General features: G+C 72.7%; 20 protein-coding genes. 13 read left to right on the plus strand and 7 right to left on the minus strand.

Going from position 1 to position 18,198, the window contains the following annotated elements:
* Nucleotides 1-110: 110 nt before the first annotated feature.
* Nucleotides 111-539, minus strand: a complete 429-nt coding sequence (locus ACZ49B_RS14125) for a type II toxin-antitoxin system Rv0910 family toxin (protein WP_468304933.1) — start codon at nucleotides 537-539, stop codon at nucleotides 111-113.
* 171 nt (nucleotides 540-710) lie between these two features.
* On the opposite strand from ACZ49B_RS14125, the gene ACZ49B_RS14130 reads away from it, so the two are divergent.
* Complete coding sequence (locus ACZ49B_RS14130) at nucleotides 711-1,682, plus strand: EamA family transporter (protein WP_468304935.1); 972 nt, start codon at nucleotides 711-713, stop codon at nucleotides 1,680-1,682.
* 165 nt (nucleotides 1,683-1,847) lie between these two features.
* Nucleotides 1,848-2,864, plus strand: a complete 1,017-nt coding sequence (locus ACZ49B_RS14135; RefSeq protein ID WP_468304937.1) for a DMT family transporter — start codon at nucleotides 1,848-1,850, stop codon at nucleotides 2,862-2,864.
* On the opposite strand, the gene ACZ49B_RS14140 is transcribed toward ACZ49B_RS14135, so the two are convergent.
* Nucleotides 2,846-3,547: a pyridoxamine 5'-phosphate oxidase family protein gene (locus tag ACZ49B_RS14140; RefSeq protein ID WP_468304940.1), complete on the minus strand. Its 702-nt coding sequence runs from the start codon at nucleotides 3,545-3,547 to the stop codon at nucleotides 2,846-2,848. The genes ACZ49B_RS14135 and ACZ49B_RS14140 overlap by 19 nt on opposite strands.
* A 37-nt stretch (nucleotides 3,548-3,584) precedes the next feature.
* Here ACZ49B_RS14140 and ACZ49B_RS14145 point away from each other — a divergent pair, with 37 nt between their 5' ends.
* Nucleotides 3,585-4,916, plus strand: a complete 1,332-nt coding sequence (locus ACZ49B_RS14145) for an aminotransferase class I/II-fold pyridoxal phosphate-dependent enzyme (RefSeq protein WP_468304943.1) — start codon at nucleotides 3,585-3,587, stop codon at nucleotides 4,914-4,916.
* Nucleotides 4,917-5,141: 225 nt separating this feature from the next.
* On the opposite strand, the gene ACZ49B_RS14150 is transcribed toward ACZ49B_RS14145, so the two are convergent.
* Nucleotides 5,142-6,074 carry a DMT family transporter gene (locus ACZ49B_RS14150; RefSeq protein WP_468304946.1) on the minus strand — a complete coding sequence of 311 codons (933 nt, stop codon included), beginning with the start codon at nucleotides 6,072-6,074 and terminating at the stop codon, nucleotides 5,142-5,144.
* 74 nt (nucleotides 6,075-6,148) lie between these two features.
* Here ACZ49B_RS14150 and ACZ49B_RS14155 point away from each other — a divergent pair, with 74 nt between their 5' ends.
* Nucleotides 6,149-7,048: a LysR substrate-binding domain-containing protein gene (locus ACZ49B_RS14155; protein WP_468304949.1), complete on the plus strand. Its 900-nt coding sequence runs from the start codon at nucleotides 6,149-6,151 to the stop codon at nucleotides 7,046-7,048.
* A gap of 78 nt (nucleotides 7,049-7,126) precedes the next feature.
* Here ACZ49B_RS14155 and ACZ49B_RS14160 read toward each other — a convergent pair whose 3' ends face one another.
* Nucleotides 7,127-7,585, minus strand: a complete 459-nt coding sequence (locus ACZ49B_RS14160; RefSeq protein WP_468304951.1) for a pyridoxamine 5'-phosphate oxidase family protein — start codon at nucleotides 7,583-7,585, stop codon at nucleotides 7,127-7,129.
* 76 nt (nucleotides 7,586-7,661) lie between these two features.
* Here ACZ49B_RS14160 and ACZ49B_RS14165 point away from each other — a divergent pair, with 76 nt between their 5' ends.
* From ACZ49B_RS14165 to ACZ49B_RS14200, 8 genes are all read left to right on the plus strand, one after another.
* Nucleotides 7,662-8,276 carry a cysteine hydrolase family protein gene (locus tag ACZ49B_RS14165; protein ID WP_468304954.1) on the plus strand — a complete coding sequence of 205 codons (615 nt, stop codon included), beginning with the start codon at nucleotides 7,662-7,664 and terminating at the stop codon, nucleotides 8,274-8,276.
* Nucleotides 8,277-8,294: 18 nt separating this feature from the next.
* Nucleotides 8,295-9,140: a HipA family kinase gene (locus ACZ49B_RS14170; RefSeq protein WP_468304956.1), complete on the plus strand. Its 846-nt coding sequence runs from the start codon at nucleotides 8,295-8,297 to the stop codon at nucleotides 9,138-9,140.
* Entirely contained in the window at nucleotides 9,137-9,520 is a 384-nt protein-coding gene (locus ACZ49B_RS14175) for a DUF3037 domain-containing protein (RefSeq protein WP_363178003.1), read from the plus strand. Before ACZ49B_RS14170 ends, ACZ49B_RS14175 begins: the two co-directional genes overlap by 4 nt.
* Nucleotides 9,521-9,699: 179 nt before the next feature.
* On the plus strand, nucleotides 9,700-10,461 hold the full coding sequence (fabG, locus tag ACZ49B_RS14180; RefSeq protein ID WP_468304959.1) for a 3-oxoacyl-ACP reductase FabG: 762 nt from the start codon (nucleotides 9,700-9,702) through the stop codon (nucleotides 10,459-10,461).
* Nucleotides 10,462-10,482: 21 nt separating this feature from the next.
* Nucleotides 10,483-11,253: an SDR family oxidoreductase gene (locus ACZ49B_RS14185; protein WP_267000725.1), complete on the plus strand. Its 771-nt coding sequence runs from the start codon at nucleotides 10,483-10,485 to the stop codon at nucleotides 11,251-11,253.
* A 152-nt stretch (nucleotides 11,254-11,405) separates the two neighbouring features.
* A complete protein-coding gene (locus ACZ49B_RS14190; RefSeq protein ID WP_468304963.1) occupies nucleotides 11,406-12,989 on the plus strand; it encodes an ABC transporter substrate-binding protein in 1,584 nt (527 codons plus the stop codon).
* A 131-nt stretch (nucleotides 12,990-13,120) separates the two neighbouring features.
* Nucleotides 13,121-13,789, plus strand: coding sequence for a uracil-DNA glycosylase (locus ACZ49B_RS14195; protein WP_468305556.1), 669 nt, complete (start codon nucleotides 13,121-13,123; stop codon nucleotides 13,787-13,789).
* A 96-nt stretch (nucleotides 13,790-13,885) separates the two neighbouring features.
* A complete protein-coding gene (locus ACZ49B_RS14200) occupies nucleotides 13,886-14,410 on the plus strand; it encodes a hypothetical protein (protein WP_468304966.1) in 525 nt (174 codons plus the stop codon).
* A 5-nt stretch (nucleotides 14,411-14,415) separates the two neighbouring features.
* Here ACZ49B_RS14200 and ACZ49B_RS14205 read toward each other — a convergent pair whose 3' ends face one another.
* Together ACZ49B_RS14205 and ACZ49B_RS14210 are read right to left on the minus strand one after the other, a co-directional pair.
* The gene (locus tag ACZ49B_RS14205; RefSeq protein ID WP_468304967.1) at nucleotides 14,416-14,970 is read right to left on the minus strand and encodes a hypothetical protein; all 555 of its coding nucleotides are present in this window, start codon (nucleotides 14,968-14,970) and stop codon (nucleotides 14,416-14,418) included.
* A 118-nt stretch (nucleotides 14,971-15,088) separates the two neighbouring features.
* A complete protein-coding gene (locus ACZ49B_RS14210) occupies nucleotides 15,089-15,613 on the minus strand; it encodes a DinB family protein (protein ID WP_468304970.1) in 525 nt (174 codons plus the stop codon).
* A gap of 83 nt (nucleotides 15,614-15,696) precedes the next feature.
* Here ACZ49B_RS14210 and ACZ49B_RS14215 point away from each other — a divergent pair, with 83 nt between their 5' ends.
* The gene (locus ACZ49B_RS14215; protein WP_468304973.1) at nucleotides 15,697-16,602 is read left to right on the plus strand and encodes a Gfo/Idh/MocA family protein; all 906 of its coding nucleotides are present in this window, start codon (nucleotides 15,697-15,699) and stop codon (nucleotides 16,600-16,602) included.
* Here the strand turns inward: ACZ49B_RS14215 and lnt are convergent.
* Nucleotides 16,547-18,145: an apolipoprotein N-acyltransferase gene (gene lnt, locus ACZ49B_RS14220; protein ID WP_468304976.1), complete on the minus strand. Its 1,599-nt coding sequence runs from the start codon at nucleotides 18,143-18,145 to the stop codon at nucleotides 16,547-16,549. The genes ACZ49B_RS14215 and lnt overlap by 56 nt on opposite strands.
* Nucleotides 18,146-18,198: the final 53 nt, after the last annotated feature.

The following is an 18,198-nucleotide window of genomic DNA, read 5'->3' on the forward strand; positions in this document are numbered from 1 at the left end:
TACTCCCCCCCCCCCCCCTCCCCCCCCCCCCCCCCCCCCCCCCCCCCCCCCCCCCCCCCCCCCCCCCCCCCCCCCCGCCGCCGTATCTGCGTACCGACCGGGGGGCGGGGTCAGACGACCAGGCCGGCGAGCTTGCGGAGCGACTCGTTCAGGGCGGCGGTGGCCGAGTCCTTGAGCTTGCCGGCCATCAGGGAGACGGCGGCCCCGTTGAACTCCCCGTCGATGCGGACCGTCGTGGCCCCGCCGTCCGGGATCAGGGTGTACCGGGTGAGGATGGCCACGCCCATGGGGCCCTTGCCCGTGATGGCGAAGACGCGCTCGGTCTCCAGCTCCGAGACGGTCCAGGCGACCTCGGCCGGGAAGCCCATCATCTTCATGTTCTCCTCGAAGGTCGCGCCGACCGCGAGGGTCTCGGGGCCGCCCTTCGGGAAATTGGTGTGGGTCATGCTCCACTGGCCGTACGCCGTCCAGTCCGTCAGCTGGGCCCAGAGCTTCGCGGCGGGCGCCTCGATGCGTGATTCCGCGGTGACTTCGGCCATGCGACCACCCCTTCTCGTCGGGTACGTGCGGCGGAACGTAGCCCCGGCGGGCGGAACATTCAATACTGACGACCTGTCAGAAATGATCGGCCCGGTCACGCCCGGTCTCGGATGCGTCTCAACAGGTGTCACGTCCGTGACGGTCCTGACCGGCCCTGCCATGATGGCCGGATGCAAGCGTCAGGGAGAAACGCCGGACTGGGCCTCGCGCTCGTCTCGGCGTTCGCGTTCGGTGGTTCGGGTGTGGCGGCGAAGCCGCTGATCGAGGCGGGTCTGGACCCGCTGCACATGGTCTGGCTCAGGGTGGCCGGGGCGGCGCTGGTGCTGTCCCCGCTGGCCTGGCGGCACCGCGGCCTCCTGCTGCGCAAACCCCTGCTGCTCGCCGGCTTCGGCCTCGTCGGCGTCGCGGGCGTGCAGGCCTTCTACTTCGCCTCCCTGTCCCGGATCCCGGTCGGCGTGGCCCTGCTCCTGGAGTACCTCGGCCCGGCGCTGCTGCTCGGCTGGATCCGGTTCGTGCAGCGCAAGCCGGTGACCCGGGCCGCCGCGGCCGGCGCCGCCCTGGCCGTCGTGGGGCTGGCCTGTGTCGTCGAGATCTGGTCCGGGCTGAGCTTGGACCTGCTCGGTGTGCTGCTCGGCCTCGCCGCCGCCTGCTGCCAGGCTTTCTACTTCGTGTTCGCGGACCACGGCGCCGACGGCGGCGCCGGGGACGAGGTGCCCGACCCGCTCGGGGTGATCGCGTACGGCATGCTCGTCGGCGCGCTGGTGATGACGGTGATCGCCCGGCCGTGGGAGATCGACTGGCAGCTGCTGGGCGGGCAGGCCGCGATGGGGGACCTGTCGGTGCCCGCGTGGACGCTGCTCGCCTGGGTGGTGCTGATCGCGACGGTCCTCGCGTACCTGACCGGCGTGGTCTCGGTGCGCAGGCTCTCGCCGCAAGTGGCCGGTGTCGTGGCTTGTCTCGAGGCGGTCGTGGCCACCGTGCTCGCCTGGGTCCTGCTGGGCGAGCACCTCTCGACCCCGCAGATCGTCGGCGGGGCGCTGGTGCTCGGCGGGGCCTTCGTCGCACAGTCCTCGAGGCCCACTCCGCCGGGAGCGCCGGATCCGGAATCGGCCGTTCTGGACCGTGAGACGACGACGGCCTAAGGTGGCGATCATGCATTCGACCGTTCTTCCGCCTCCGGCCGCGTAGCCGCGGGCAGCTGCCCCTCGTGACGAGGACCCGGCCCGGGGAGTTCCCGGGCGGGTCAGCGCTGCCCGCGAAGCGATGACCTTCCTCTTTCATCCTTCACGCATGCGCGGAGCACACTCGTGTCGAATCTTTCGCCCGCTTCAGGGCGCAGCCTGCTGTACCTCGTCGTCGCCGGAGCCGCCTGGGGCACCGCCGGGGCGGCCGCCTCCCTCCTCTTCCTGGCCAGTGACCTCGGCCCGCTCGCCCTGTCGTTCTGGCGGTGCGCCGGCGGGCTCGTGGTGCTGCTGGGGGTGCTCGCCGTACGCCGGCCCCGGGGTCCGCGGCGGGCGGTGCGACCGTCGGTGGCCTCGCTGATCGGGACGGGGCTGATGTTCACCCTGTTCCAGGCCGCGTACTTCGCCGCCGTGCGGGAGACCGGCCTCGCGGTCGGGACCGTGGTGACCCTGGGCGCCGGGCCGGTGCTGATCGCGCTCGGAGCGCGGCACTGGACGGGCGAGCGGCTCGGCCGGGGCGGGGCGGCCGCCGTCGTCGGGGCGCTCGCCGGGCTCGCCGTGCTGGTCCTGGGCGGCGGGGGCGGCGAGGTGCGGCCGGCCGGCGTCGGCTGGGCCCTGTTGTCGGCCGCCGGGTACGCCGCGATGACCCTGCGGGCCCGCTCGCTGGGGCGGCGCGGGGCGGGCGGGGACCCGCTGGTCACGACCGCCTGGTCGGTCGCGGTGGGCACGGTGTGCCTGCTGCCGCTCGCCGCGGCGGAGGGGCTGTTCCCGCACACCGCCGAACTCGGGCGGGTGCTCTGGCTGCTGGTGTACGTGGCCACCGTGCCGACGGCCCTGGCGTACGCGCTGTACTTCACCGGGGCCGCCGCGGTGCGGGCCGCGACGGTGTCCGTGATCATGCTGATCGAGCCGGTCAGTGCGGCGGTGATCGCCGTACTGGTGCTCGGTGAGCGGCTGACCGGCGCCGTGGTGCTGGGCACCGTACTGCTGCTGACCGCGGTGGGTGCGCTGATCGCGGCCGAGGCGCGCAGGCCGGCGGGCGGGCCGGTGGTCCGGCCCGCCCGCGAGACCCATGAGACCCATGAGACCCATGGGGCGCGCGAGCCCCATGAGCCCCGCGAGGCTCAGAGCGCGGCGAGGTAGTCCGGGGTGGCGATCCCGGGGGCAAGGTCGTCGGCCGGGATCGGGGTCCCGTGCACCGGCGCGACCGGGACCACGCCCGACCAGTACGGCAGGTCCATGTCCTCGGGTTCGTCGTTGGGGCCGCCGGTGCGGAGCTTCGCCGACACCTCGTTCAGGTCCAGGCGGATCACCGCGGTGGCGGCGAGCTCCTTCGCGTTGGCGGGCCGGGAGTCGGCCGAGCGGCCCGGCACCACGTGGTCGACGAGGGCGTCCAGGGCCATCCGGCGTTCGTCCTCGTCGGTCACCTGGTACGCGGTGCCGTGCACGATCACCGAGCGGTAGTTGATCGAGTGGTGGAAGGCCGACCGGGCCAGCACCAGGCCGTCCACGTGCGTCACGGTCAGGCAGACGGGCAGGCCCGGGTCGGCCTGGCCGGCGGCGAGAAGCGGGCGCGAGCCGGTCGAGCCGTGGACGTACAAGGTCTCGCCGACCCGGCCGTAGAGCGTCGGCAGGACCACGGGCGCGCCGTCGCGGACGAAGCCGAGGTGGCAGACGTAGGCCTGGTCGAGTATCGAGTGCACCGTCTCGCGGTCGTAGCGCGCCCGCTCGCGGGAGCGGCTCGGGACGGTGCGGTCGGTGGGCTCGTAGCCGCCGTTCGTCCCGTTCGTCTCGGGCATCGCTTGCGTGTCGGTCGTGGCGGTCATGATGCGCGCTCCGTTGTACTAGTGCATACTTGTCTTTGTGCTAGGAGAGTATCGGATCACAGGGAGCCGCGCATCGGATATCGCGGCCAGTGTCGAAACGGGCGTCGGATCGGGCGCGCTCGCGCCGGGAGCGCTGCTGCCGCCGATGCGGGAGCTCGCGGGGGTGCTCGGGGTGAACCCGAACACCGTGGCCGCCGCGTACCGGACCCTGCGCGAGCGCGGGGTCATCGAGACCGACGGGCGGCGCGGCAGCCGGGTACGGGGACGGCCGGCGAGTGCGCCGCGCGACGAGCTGCGGATGGCGGTGCCGCCGGGCGCGCGGGACGTCGCCTCGGGCAATCCGGACCTACGGCTGCTGCCTTCGCTGGACGGAGCCCTGGCCGAGGCCGCGCGCCGGTACGCACAGGCGCCGACGCTGTACGGGGACGACCCGGTGGTGCCGGAGCTGCGCCGGCTGGCCCGGGCCGACCTCGACGCGGACGGTGTGCCCGCCGGGCCGGTGGGGGTGACCTCGGGCGCGCTGGACGGGATCGAGCGGGTCCTGGCCGCGCACCTGCGCCCGGGGGACGCGGTGGCGATCGAGGACCCGGGGTGGGGGAGCGTGCTGGACCTGGCGGCGGCGCTGGGCCTGCGCGTGGTGCCGGTGGCGGTGGACGACGACGGGCCCCTCGTCGCGGCGGTGGAACGGGTGCTCGCGCAGGGCGCGCGGGCGCTGCTCGTGACCGCGCGGGCGCAGAACCCGACCGGGGCCGCGGTCGGCGCGGACCGGGCGGCGGAGCTGCGCGGCGTGCTGGCGCGGTACCCGGAGGTGCTGGTGGTCGACGACGACCACGGGCACGCCATCGTGGACCTCCCGCTGCACTCGCTGGGCGGGGTGACCCGGCACTGGGCGCTGGTGCGGTCCACGGCGAAGGCGTACGGGCCCGACCTGCGCCTCGCGGTGCTGACCGGCGACGCCGTGACCCTGGACCGGGTCCGGGGGCGGCAGCGGCTGGGGCCGGGGTGGGTGAGCCGGCTGCTCCAGTACGCGGTGGTCGAGCTGTGGACCTCGGGCGCGGTGGACCGGGCGGCGGTCGCGCGCTCCTACGGGGAGCGGCGGGACGGGCTGGTCGCGGCCCTGCGGGAGCGGGGCGTACGGGCCCACGGCCGCAGCGGGATGAACGTATGGGTGCCCGTCGCCGACGAGACGGGGGCGGTGACGCGGCTGCTGGCCGCGGGCTGGGCGGTGGCCCCGGGCAGCCGGTTCCGGGTGGATTCGGGGCCGGGCGTACGGATCACGGTGTCGGGCGTGCAGCTCGGCGAAGTGCCGGGGCTCGCGGCCGCGGTGGCGGCATCGGTCCGGCCCGCGGCGGGCGGCCGCTTCGACTGAGGGCCCCCCGGAGCACAAGACGCCGCGGGCCAGGCGGGACTTCTGGGACCCCTAGGGGGTGTCGTCAAAGTAGCGTCGTCCGCCCGTGAGGGCAGGGCCGGCGGGGTCTGGTGCGTGTGATCGCAAGGCGGAGGAGGGAGGCGACGCTCGCGTCGTCGACCGACGACAACGCGGCGAGCGCGCGTGCCGGGCTCCGCCGGCCAGACGGGACTTTGACGACACCCCCTAGCGGCGGCGGGTCTGCGTCAGGGCGGCTCCGGCCAGGACGATCGCCGCGCCCACCGGCGTGTTCCAGTGCAGCTGTTCGCCGAGGAGCAGGACGCCCGCCGTGGTGGCGATGACCGGGATGAAGTACGTGACCATCTGGGCCGTGGTCGGGCCGACCTCCCCCACCAGGCCGTACTGCATCTGCAGGGCCATCCCCGTGCCCAGGGCGCCCAGCGCGATCACCGACAGCGTCGGCCAGAGCGGGAACGAGGCGGGGGCCGAGGTGAACGCGGTGCTGATCACCAGCAGTTGGACCGTCGAGAGCATCAGCTGGGCGCCGGTCAGCGCCACCGGCGAGCCCGGGACCGATGCCAGCGTGCGCCGGACGTAGATCCAGCCGATCGGGTAGCAGAGCGAGGCGAGCAGGGCGAGCGCGGTGCCCCTGGCGTCGATGCCCGAGAAGCCCTGCCAGGCGCCGAGGACGGTCAGGACGCCGAGGAAGCCCAGGCCCAGGCCGGCGAAGCGGCGGCGCGTCGGGCGGTCCTCGGACAGGGCCACCATCGACAGCGCCATGCCCCACAGCGGCGAAGTGGCGTTGCAGATCCCGGCCAGGCTCGACGGGATGCTCAGCTCGGCGTACGAGAAGAGCGAGAACGGGGCGGTGTTGAGCAGGAGCGCGGCCACGGTCAGGTGCGCCCAGGTGCGCCGGCCCCGGGGGAGCGGCTCGCGGCGGACCACGAGCACGGCCAGCAGCGCCAGCGCACCGAACAGCACCCGGCCGAGGGCGACCTGGAACGGCGCGTACGCCTCCGTGCCCACCTTGATCAGCAGGAAGCTGAAGCCCCAGACCACCGAGAGGAGCGCGAAGCGGAGCCGCCAGTCCACCCGCCGGGCCCGGGTGGGGGCGACCGGCGCGGAGAGGAGGGGGCGAGGGGTGGCGGGTGCGCTCATGAGGAGCACTCTGCTCCGCTCGACTGCGTAGGACAAGCGAGACTTCTTCGTGGTGACGGCGTAGCATCGCTTACATGTTGAACCTGGAGCGCCTGCGTACCCTCGACGCCCTCGCCCGCCACGGCTCGGTCAGCGGCGCGGCCGACGGGCTCCACGTCACCACCTCCGCCGTCTCCCAGCAGATGGCCAAGCTGGAGCGGGAGGTCGGCCAGCCGCTGCTGGCCAAGAACGGCCGCGGTGTCCGGCTCACGGACGCGGGCCGGCTGCTCGCCGACCACGCGGCCCGGATCATCTCCCAGGTGGAGCTCGCCCAGGCCGACGTGGAGGCCCAGCGGGGCTGCGCCGTCGGCGAGCTGCGGATCGGCGCCTTCCCGACCGCCATGCGCGGACTGCTGCCCCAGGCGCTCACCGCCCTGCGCGCCGGACACCCCGAACTGCGGCCCCTCGTACGGGAGCAGGAGCCCGAGGACAGCATGGCGGCCGTCGTACGCGGCGACCTCGACCTGGCCCTGGCCATCGACTGGCACAACAAGCGCATGCCGGTGCCCGCCGAGCTCACCCGGGCGCACCTGCTCGACGACTCCTGCGACATCGCCGTGTCGGCGGGGCACCGGCTCGCCGACCGCGACCGGATCTCCCTCTCCGAGTTCGCCGACGACGACTGGATCTCCTGGAACGAGGGCCAGTTCTGCCACGAGTGGCTCGTGTACACGCTGCGCGGCACCGGGATCGAGCCGCGCATCGCGCACATCGCCGAGGAGCACCACACCCAGCTGGCCTTCGTGGAGGCCGGGCTCGGGGTGTGCGTGGCGCCCCGGCTCGGGCGCGGCCCCGTGCCGCCCGGGGTCCGGCTGCTGCCCGTGAGCGACGCGGTCCGCCGCCACGTGTACGTCGTCTGGCGGGCGGACGCCGACCGGCGGCCCTCGATCCGGGCCGCCGTCGAGGCCCTGCGGCAGGCCGCCGCGGTGCTCTAGAACATCGGGGCATCGGGGCATCGGGGCATCGGGGCGCCGGGACGTCAAGGCACCCACGGCATCAGGGCGCCAACGGCATCAGAGCTTGCGGAAGTCCCAGGAGACGATCGACTCCGGGGTGAGCCGGATCCACGCGTGGCGGCCGTCGTGCGGCATCTCCTCGATGCCGAAGTTCTTGGCGGGAAACAGCCGTTCCGCCTCGGCCAGCTCCGGGCAGGGCTCGCCCGTGCGCGGAGCCTCGCCCACGAAGACGGCGCTGCCGGTGAGTTCGACACCGCGCAGTTCGTCGTACGCCTCGCCCGCGTCCACGACCACCGAGATCCGCGGGTCCTTCCGCAGGTCGGACCACCGGCGGCTGCGCGTGATCGAGTACAGCCACAGGGAGCTGCCGTCCCAGGCGAACCACAGGGCGCCCACGTGCGGCCGGCCGTCCGGGGAGACGGTCGCCACCCGGCAGGTGCGCTGCTCGCGCAGGAAGGCGTCCACTTCGGCGTCGGTCATCATGATGCGGCGGCCCCGCCGCTGTGTCCCGTCCATCCGTCCCGCACCCCTTCACATCTGACTGTGTGTCAGGAATCATGCGGGATCGATGGTCGTCACGCCAGGGGGAGCCATGCCGGAACTCGATCCCGCCACCACCGCGCTGCTCACCGTCGAGTGCCAAAGCGGCGTCGTCGGCGAGGAGAGCGCCCTGCCCGAGCTGGCGAAGGAGGCACGGGACTCCGGGACGCTGGGGCGGGTGGCCGCGCTGGTCGACGCCGCGCACGGGGCCGGCGTACAGGTGCTGCACGCGATCGCCGAGCGACGGCCGGACGGGCTGGCGGCCAACGACAACGCGCGGCTGTTCCGGGCCGCCGGGAAGCTGCCCGTACGCCAGCTGTCGGGGAGCCGGGCTGTCGAGGTGGCGGCCCCGATCGAGGTGGCCGAGAACGACCTGGTGGTCCGCCGGCTGCACGGGCTCTCGCCGATCGCGGGCACCGACGTGGACGCCCTCTTGCGCAACCTCGGCATCCGCACCCTCGTCGTCGTCGGGGTCTCCTCGAACATCGCGATCCCGAACACCGTCTTCGACGCCGTCAACCTCGGCTACCGGGTGGTGGTGCCGTCCGACGCCATCGCGGGGGTGCCCGCCGCGTACACCGCCGAGGTGATCCGCAACTGCCTGGCGCTCGTCGCGACCGTCACCACGGCCGAAGCCCTCCTCGCGCAGTGGGATTCCGCGCACTGACCCCCGTAACCTGGGCGGATGCTGTCCGAAGTGATCGCGACCCGTTACGTCACGCCTCTGCGTGAGGGCGGCTCGCTCCCGGGGATCGTCGAGGCCGACGACCTCGGTACCTATGTCATGAAATTCACCGGAGCCGGACAGGGCCGCAAGACCCTGGTCGCCGAAGTCGTCTGCGGGCGCCTGGCGCAGCGGCTGGGCCTGCGGGTCCCGCGGCTGGTGCAGATGCAGCTCGACCCCGTGATCGGGCTCGGCGAACCCGACCAGGAGGTCCAGGAGCTGCTGAAGGCCAGCGGCGGCCTCAACCTCGGGATGGACTACCTGCCCGGGTCGATCGGCTTCGACCCCCTCGCGTACCAGGTGGACCCCGCCGAGGCGGGGCGCGTGGTCTGGTTCGACGCGCTGATCAACAACGTCGACCGGTCCTGGCGCAACCCGAACATGCTCGTCTGGCACGGGGACCTGTGGCTCATCGACCACGGCGCCACCATGATCTGGCACCACAACTGGCCCACCGCCGAGAGCGCCGCCGCCAAGCCGTACAACGCCTCCGACCACGTCCTGGCCCCCGTCGGCCCGGACGTCGCGGCGGCCGCCGCCGCGCTCGCGCCCCTGGTGACCCGGGACCTGCTCGAGGAGGTCGTCGCCGACGTGCCCGACGAGTGGCTGGTCGACGAGCCGGGCTTCGACTCCACCGACGCGGTGCGCCGCGCCTACGTGGAGGTGCTGCTGCCGCGCGCGGCCACGATCCACGAGAGGATCTCGATGGAGGCCGAGGCGAAGGCGCCCTCCAAACCGCCCGGGTGGCTGACCGACCATCTGACCGAATGGCCCCACAAGACCAAGAAGAAGAGCGACAGCGAGTGACCAAGCGGGACGTGTTCGAGTACGCGCTGGTGCGCGTGGTGCCCCGGATGGAGCGCGGCGAGTGCTTCAACGCCGGCGTGATCGTCTACTGCCGGGCGCGCTCGTACGTGGCTGCGCGCACCCACCTGGACGAGGCCAAGCTCCTCGTCCTGGACCCGGAGGCCGACGTGGCCGGCGTACGCGCCGCCCTGCACGGGGTCGAGGGCGTGTGCACCGGCGGCGAGCGGGCCGGTCAGGCGGCGGGCGACGACGCGGGCCGCCGGTTCCGCTGGCTGATCGCCCCGCGCAGCACGGTGGTGCAGCCCGGGCCGGTGCACACCGGGCTGACGGCCGACCCGGAGGCCGAGGTGGAACGGCTGCTGGACCTGCTGGTGCGCTGATCCGCGAGGCGGTCGTACGACGATCCGTACGGCTGCCGATGTGACGTGAGGAGCCCTGGGGCCGGGTGCCGTTGACACCGGGTGCCAGGGCTCCTAGCGTCTCCTCAGCTGAAGCTACTAAGCGGTTGCTCACCCACGGGGAGCCGCTGATGAGGATTCCGAGCGCGAGGAGATCCACCATGTCCACCACCGAGCAGCGCGTCGCGATCGTGACCGGGGCGGCCCGGGGCATCGGCGCGGCCACCGCCGTGCGTCTGGCCGCCGAAGGCCGGGCCGTCGCCGTGCTCGATCTCGACGAGGCGGCCTGCAAGGACACCGTCGAGGCGATCACGGCGGCCGGCGGCAAGGCCCTGGCGGTCGGCTGCGACGTTTCCGACGCGGCGCAGGTGGAGGCGGCCGTCGAGCGCGTCGCGAGCACCCTGGGCGCCCCGACCATCCTGGTCAACAACGCGGGCGTGCTGCGCGACAACCTGCTCTTCAAGATGAGCGAGAACGACTGGGACACCGTCATGAACGTCCACCTGCGCGGTGCGTTCCTGATGTCGAAGGCCTGTCAGAAGTACATGGTGGACGCCAAGTTCGGCCGTATCGTCAACCTGTCCAGCAGCTCGGCGCTGGGCAACCGGGGCCAGGTCAACTACTCCGCCGCCAAGGCCGGCCTGCAGGGCTTCACCAAGACCCTGGCCATCGAGCTCGGCAAGTTCGGCGTCACGGCCAACGCCGTCGCCCCCGGCTTCATCGTCACGGAGATGACCGCCCAGACGGCCGCCCGCGTGGGCATGGGCTTCGAGGACTTCCAGGCCGCCGCGGCCACCCAGATCCCCGTCCAGCGCGTCGGCCGCCCGGACGACATCGCCAACGCGATCGCCTTCTTCACGGGCGAGGCCGCCGGCTTCGTCTCCGGCCAGGTCATGTACGTGGCCGGCGGCCCGCTCAACTGACGAGAGGCAGGGCGCAGGATCATGACGAACAGCAGCACGAACGCAGCGGACAGCGGGAAGGTCGCGCTGATCACCGGCGCGAGCCGGGGCATCGGCTACGGCATCGCCGAGGCGCTCGTCGCCCGCGGCGACCGGGTGTGCATCACCGGGCGCAACGAAGACGCGCTCAAGGAGGCCGTCGAGGCGCTCGGTGCGGACCGGGTGATCGGGGTCGCCGGCAAGGCGCACGACGAGGCCCACCAGGCGGTCGCGGTCGAGCGGACGATGGAGGCCTTCGGGCGGGTCGACTTCCTGATCAACAACGCGGGTACCAACCCGGTCTTCGGTCCGATCGCGGACCTGGACCTCGGCGTCGCGCGCAAGGTCTTCGAGACCAATGTGATCTCGGCGCTCGGGTTCGCCCAGCGGACCTGGCACGCCTGGCAGAAGGACAACGGCGGTGCGATCGTGAACATCGCGTCCATCGCCGGCGTCTCCGCCTCGCCCTTCATCGGCGCGTACGGGATGAGCAAGGCCGCCATGGTCAACCTCACCCTTCAGCTCGCCCACGAGATGGCGCCCGGGGTCCGCGTGAACGCGATCGCCCCCGCGGTGGTCAAGACGAAGTTCGCCCAGGCGCTCTACGAGGGCCGGGAGCAGGAGGCCGCGGCCGCGTACCCGCTCGGCCGGCTCGGGCTGCCGGAGGACATCGGCGGCGCGGCGGCTTTTCTCACATCTGCACAAGCGGAATGGATCACGGGCCAAACTCTGGTCGTTGACGGGGGAATGTTCCTCAATGCCGGAGTGCACTGATCGATAATCGGACGCATTTGCCTCCCGAGGGGAGGCAAATGCGTACCTAATATGCACGAAATCGGTCAAGTGTCACATGAAACCTACCCATTGGATTTGTGAGGCACTGCGGTAGGGTCTGCCGCACCCCTGGCTGATCGAGGAGCGTGCACGTGTTCATCCGGACCAGATGCCTGCAGATCACTGCGGCCCTTGCGTCCATATCCCTGCTCGCCGGATGCGGTCTGCTTTCGGACGACAGCAGTGACGCCGCGAAGAGGATCGTCGTCGGCACGACGAGCGCCCCGAGCACCCTCGATCCCGCCGCCGCCTGGGACGGCTCCTGGGAGCTGTACCGGAACGTCTACCAGACCCTGCTGGCGTTCCCCACGGGCTCCACCAAGCCCCAGCCCGACGCCGCCCAGAACTGCGACTTCACCGACGCTGCGAACGAGTCGTACCGGTGCACGCTGAAGAAGGGCCTGAAGTTCTCCAACGGCGAGGCGCTCGACGCCAAGGCCGTCAAGCACTCGCTCGACCGGATCCGGACGATCAACTCCCAGACCGGTCCGCTGGGCCTGTTCGGCAGCCTGGACAAGATCGAGACCCCGGACGCGCTGACGGTCGTCTTCCACCTGAAGACCCCCGACGCGACCTTCCCCTTCGTCCTCGGTTCGCCGGCCGCCTCGCTGGTCGCCCCGAAGGACTACCCGGCCGACAAGGTGCGGGAGGACGACAAGGTCACCGGCTCCGGCCCGTTCGTGCTCGACTCGTACAAGGAGGGCAGCGAGGCCGTCCTCGGCAAGAACGGGACGTACAACGGCTTCGCGAACCGGCGTAACGACGGGGTGACCATCCGCTACTTCGCGGACTCCACCAAGATGATCGCGGCGCTCAAGGACAAGGAGATCGACGCGACCTACCGCGGTCTGTCGGCTCCTGAGATCAAGGACCTGCAGACCCCCGCCTCGCACTCGCAGGGCGTCCAGGTCGTCGAGAACGTCGGCGCCGAGATCCGCTACCTGGTCTTCAACCCCAAGGACCCGCAGGTCGCCAAGCTGCCGGTGCGCCAGGCCATCGCCCAGGTCGTCGACCGCGGCGCGATCGTCTCCAAGGTCTACCAGGGCACCGCCGAGCCGCTCTACTCGATGGTCCCCAAGGGGGTCGTGGGCCACAAGACGCCCTTCTACGACAAATACGGCCAGGCCGACGTCAAGAAGGCCCAGAAGATCCTCAGGGACGCCGGGATCACGCAGCCGGTGGAGCTGACGTTCTGGTACACCACCGACCGCTACGGCGCCTCCACCGCCGACGAGTTCACCGAGCTCAAGCGCCAGCTGGACGAGAGCGGCCTCTTCAAGGTCACCCTGCGCGGCCAGCCCTGGAAGGTGTTCCAGGTCGGCTACAAGAACGGCGAGTACCCGGTCTTCGGCCGCGGCTGGTTCCCCGACTTCCCGGACCCGGACAACTTCATCGCGCCGTTCGTCGGCAAGGAGAACGCGGTCGGCACCCCGTACGAGCCCGCCCAGATCCTCACCGACCTGCTGCCCAAGTCCCGCCGCGAGAGCGACCGCGCCGCCGGCGTCCGCGAGTTCGAGCAGGCCCAGCAGATCTTCGCCGAGGACGTCCGCCTCCTGCCCCTGTGGCAGGGCAAGCTGTACGTCGCCGCCCGTGAGGACATCGCGGGCGCCGAGCGGGCGCTCGACCCGCAGACGGTCTTCCAGATGTGGGAGCTGTACCGCAAGACCAGCTGGTAGCAGGCCCGCCTCGTCCGCGGGTGCCCCCGGGCGCCCGCGGGTGAGGCGTTGTCAGTGGCCCCGGGTAGGTTCTGAGCTGTTGCACCACGCAGTTGCGCGAACTTGTACCGGAGGTTGTAGACGTGACCCAGATGCTGCCCGAGTCCTGGCTCCCCGTCCTCGGCGACGAGCTGGACCAGCCCTACTTCAAAGAACTCGCCGAGTTCGTCGAGAAGGAGCGGGCGAACGGGCCGGTCTACCCGCCCCGAGAGCAGGTCTTCGCTGCCCTGGAGGCCACCCCCTTCGACAAGGTGAAGGTCCTCGTCCTCGGCCAGGACCCCTACCACGGCGCCGGCCAGGGACACGGCCTGTGCTTCTCCGTGCGGCCCGGGGTCAAGACCCCGCCCTCGCTGCGCAACATCTACAAGGAGATGCACGCGGAGCTGGGCACGCCCGTCCCGGACAACGGGTACCTGATGCCGTGGGCCGAGCAGGGCGTCCTGCTGCTCAACGCGGTGCTCACCGTCCGCGAGGCCGAGCCCAACTCGCACAAGGGCAAGGGCTGGGAGAAGTTCACCGACGCGGTGATCCGCGCGGTGGCCGACCGCCCCGACCCGGCCGTCTTCGTGCTGTGGGGCGCCTACGCCCAGAAGAAGCTCCCGCTGATCGACGAGGAGCGGCACGCGGTCGTCAAGGGCGCCCACCCCTCCCCGCTGTCGGCCAAGAAGTTCTTCGGCTCCCGGCCCTTCACGCAGATCAACGAGGCCGTCGCGGCGCAGGGCCATGAGCCGATCGACTGGCGGATCCCGGACCTGGGCTGACGTCCCACCGCGCCTCGGTGCCATTGCCGGTGCCTGCCGTTAGCGTCGTGACGAACCAGGCCGGAGCAGGCCTGGCAGAGCAAGACGGAGGCCGCCGTGACGGAGCAGCAGGAGGCGTCGGAGGACGCCGTCATGACCAGGATCGGCCAAGCCGTCATCCTGCTGCACGCCGGTGACCGAGAGGAGGCCCGCAACCGCCTCGGCGAGATCTGGAACGAGATCGGCGAGGACGGCGACTGCCTCCACCGGTGCACGCTCGCGCACTACATGGCCGACGCCCAAGACGACCCCGCCGACGAACTGGCCTGGGACCTGCGGGCCCTGACCGCCGCCGACGGGCCGGGGCGGGTGCTGCGGGACGGGCTGCCCGCGCAGCACGAGCCGCATCCCGCCGTGCGCGTGTTCTACCCGTCCCTGCACCTCAGCCTGGCCGCCGACTACGTCAAGCTCCGGCGGCCCGAGGCGGCGCGGGTGCACCTGGCCAGGGCCCGGGCCGCCACCGGGGCCCTGGCCGACGACGGGTACGGGAACGGCGTCCGGGCCGCCATCGCCCGGCTGGAGCGGCGCCTGGCCGCGGAACCGGGCAGGGGGCCCCGGCCGTTCCCGGAGCAGTATCAGTAGCCTGCTCAGCCTTCGTGGACGCCCGCACAGATGCGGGCCTCCGGGCTGTCCGGGTGCCAGCGGCCGTGCCGGCGGCCCATCGCGCACACGTCGGCGGGCCGGACCGGCAGTTCCTTCATCAGCTCGCGCGGCACCTCCACGTCCCGCCCCGACGGGTCCGTACGGCCCCCCTTGCCCGCTGAGCGGCGTGCGCCGGGCCGGTGCGGCTCCGGGATGTCCGGCACCGGCGGGACGGCCTGTGAGGGTGCCTCGGGCGCCGCGCCCGCCGGGTCTGCCGGAACCGCCGCGCTGCGGGGCGCGGCCTGCCGCCCCGCAGCGGAGGCCGCCGGCTGCGCGGACTGCCCCGGCACGGCCTTCAGCGCCTCCAGGGCGGGCGCCTGGACCGCCACCGGCGCGGCCCCCGGGCCGCCGCGCGGCTCGTACTGCGGCGGCACCCCCGTGGTGCCGGGTGCGGCCGCCGGCTGCATCGGGGCGGGGGTCACATTCACGCAGCCGGAGACGGCCGAGACGGCACAGGCGACTCCGAGCAGCAGCTTCGTCGTGGTTCGCGTTGGATGCACTCGCGCAACTCTGCTGTGCGAGGACCCCGTTGCGAAAACCCGGAGCCGATATTGACCCCGCACGGGTGACGGACATCCGCCGGACACCGGCCCGGTACCCGGCTCGCACCGCAGGGCGTCAGTCGCCCGTGGCGCCGTCGATCTGCTCGCGCAGCAGGTCCGCGTGCCCGTTGTGGCGCGCGTACTCCTCGATCATGTGGGTGTAGACCCAGCGCAGGCTGAACGCCTCGCCGCGGTGGTGGCTCGCGGGATCCGACAGCAGGTCCAGCGAACGGCCCGCCGAGGCCTGCCGCGCCAGCTCGATCTCGGTCTGCCAGGTCTGCTCGGACTCGGCCCAGGTGGCGTCCGCGCCGAAGCGGAAGTCCCCGTCCGGCTCTTCGCGCGTGCAGTACAGCTCGGGGAGGTCCTCGCCCAGCATGATCTCCCGGAACCAGTACCGTTCCACCTCCGCCATGTGCCGTACGAGCCCCAGCAGGCTCAGTTCGGAGGGGGCGAGCACGGCGCGGCTCAGCTGCTCGTCCCCGAGGCCCTCGCACTTCCAGGCCAGGGTGGCGCGGTGGTAGTCGAGCCAGCCGTCCAGCATCTCCCGCTCGTTCGCGGTGGTGGAGGGCTCGGTGCGATGGGATCCGGTGGTGGTGTTCATGGTCGACATCCTCGGCGAACGCGCCTCCCGCCACCAGGGATTAAGCTGCGGAAGTCCTGAACGGATCAACCTGGAGGTTCCCGGTGAAGGTCGGCGTCATCGGACTCGGCGACATCGCCCAGAAGGCGTACCTGCCCGTCCTCACCGCCCGCCCGGGCGTCGAGCTGCACCTGCAGACCCGCACTCCGGCCACGCTGGAGCGGATCGGGGAGACGCACCACATCCCGGCCGCACGCCGGCACACCGGCCTCGACGCACTGCTGGCCGAAGGTCTCGACGCGGCATTCGTGCACGCACCGACGGCCGTTCACCCCGAGATCGTGACACGGCTGCTCGAAGCGGACGTGCCCACGTACGTGGACAAGCCGCTCGCCTACGAGCTCGAGGAATCGCGGCGGCTGGTGGAACTGGCCGAGCAGCGCGGGGTGTCGCTCGCCGTCGGCTTCAACCGCCGCCACGCGCCCGGCTACGTGCAGTGCGCCGACCACCCGCGCGACCTGATCGTCATGCAGAAGAACCGGATCGGGCTGCCCGAAGACCCGCGGACCTTCGTCCTCGACGACTTCATCCACGTCGTCGACACCCTGCGCTTCCTGCTGCCCGGCGAGACCGACCACATCGACGTCCGGGCGCAGGTGCGCGACGGGCTGATGCACCAGGTCGTCCTCCAGCTCTCGGGCGCCGGCTTCACCGCGCTCGGCATCATGAACCGGCTGTCCGGCTCCACCGAGGAGATCCTCGAGGTGTCCGGGCAGGAGACCAAGCGGCAGGTCGTCAACCTCGCCGAGATCATCGACCACCGGGGCCAGCCGACCGTGCGGCGCCGCGGGGACTGGGTGCCGGTCGCCCGCCAGCGCGGCATCGAGCAGGCCGTCGACGCGTTCCTGGAGTCCGTCGAGGCGGGCAGGACGGTCAGTGCCCGCGACGCGCTGCTCACCCACGAGCTGTGCGAGCAGGTGGTGTCGTCGGCTCTGGAGCAGGCTTCCTGAGCCCGAGCGAGCGGGCGCCCTCGAGCGTGCAGTACGCCGCCAGCAGCGCGAGGGCGGCCCCCACGGGCCAGTCCCCGAAGCGGACGTAGAACGTCGTGCCGCCGGCGAGCGGGACCTCGTACACCTGCGCCGCGCGCGCGGAGGTCGCCAGCGCCGGGCCGATCCGCTCGCCCGAGGGGCCGTGCACCGCGCTGATCCCGGTGAGGGTGGCGTGCACCACGGGGCGGCCGTTCTCGGCGGCGCGCACGGCGGCGAGCGAGGCGTGCTGCGCCGGGGCCCAGCTGTGCTGGAAGCTCGAGGTGGCCGACTGGGCGATCAGCAGCGCGGCCCCGTCGCGGGTCAGGCGGCGGCTCATGTCGGGGAAGGCCGACTCGAAGCAGACCAGCGGGCCGAACCGCACACCGGGCCGCCCCGGCAGGTCCATCAGCACCGGGTTCTCCCCGCGCCGACGGTCCTCGCCCGCGGCCTTGCCGACCGAGGTGGCCCAGCCGAGCAGGGACCGGGCCGGTATGTACTCGCCGAAGGGGACAAGGCGCATCTTGTCGTACCGGTCGCCGGTCGGCCCGCCGGGGCCGACGAGCACGGAGCTCTTGTAGATGCCGCCGCCGGGCAGCGCGGCCGGCGTGGCGACCGGGGCCGGAGCCGCAGCCGGGCCCGGCGGGCGCCGGGCGTCGACGTTGACCAGCAGCGGCGCCCCGACCTCGGCTGCCAGCGAAGCCAGCCGCCGGGTCAGGTCGGGGCGCGCCGAGAGATCTGCCCCCACGCTGCTCTCGCCCCACACCACCAGGTCCACCGGCTGCCCGGCCAGCGTCCGCGTCAGCCGCTCCCCGGCGGCGAACCGCAGGTCCGTACTGTCCGGGCCGTCCGCCACCAGGCCCGGCTGTACGACGGCCACGCGCAGCGTGCCCGACACCTCCGGCCGCGGCACCCACAGCCACACCACGCCGGTCAGCACCGCGCACCCCGTCACCCCGGCCACCGCCGGGACCCGGGCGCCCGGCACCGCGATCAGCAGCACCAGCGCGCAGTTCACCGCCACCACGAGCAGGCTCACCAGCCACACCCCGCCCACCGAGGCGAGCCGCAGTGCGGGCGCCACCTGCCACTGGCTCGCCCCCAGCAGCCCCCACGGCCCGCCCAGCCCCTGCCAGGACCGGGCCAGCTCCGACAGCAGCCAGCCCGCCGGTACGAGGAACAGCGCGGCCGTCGCCCGGCCCGGCTCCGGGGCCCCGCCGAGGAACTCCCGCACCAGCAGGGCCCAGGGGATCCAGAGCAGCCCCAGCAGGGCAGCCATCGGCAGCAGGAACACGTGCAGGCTGGGCAGCAGCCAGTGGTGGACGGCCACGATGAATCCCGCGCCGCCGATCCAGCCTTCCAGGGCGGCGCGCCGCCCGGTCGGCGCCGACCTCAGCAGCAGCATCCAGGGCACGAGGGCGACGTACGCGAACCACCAGAGCGCGGGCGCGGGGAAGGCGAGGCACGCCAGCGCCCCGGCGGCGGCCGCGGCCGCCGCACGCCAGCACCGGCTCCGCTTCGAGAGCATGACGCGCCTCCGCTTCCAGTGTGGAACAGGGCCGCCCGGGCGGCCGTTCGAGC

The sequence above is a fragment of the Streptomyces sp. NPDC031132 genome, from assembly GCF_055570595.1.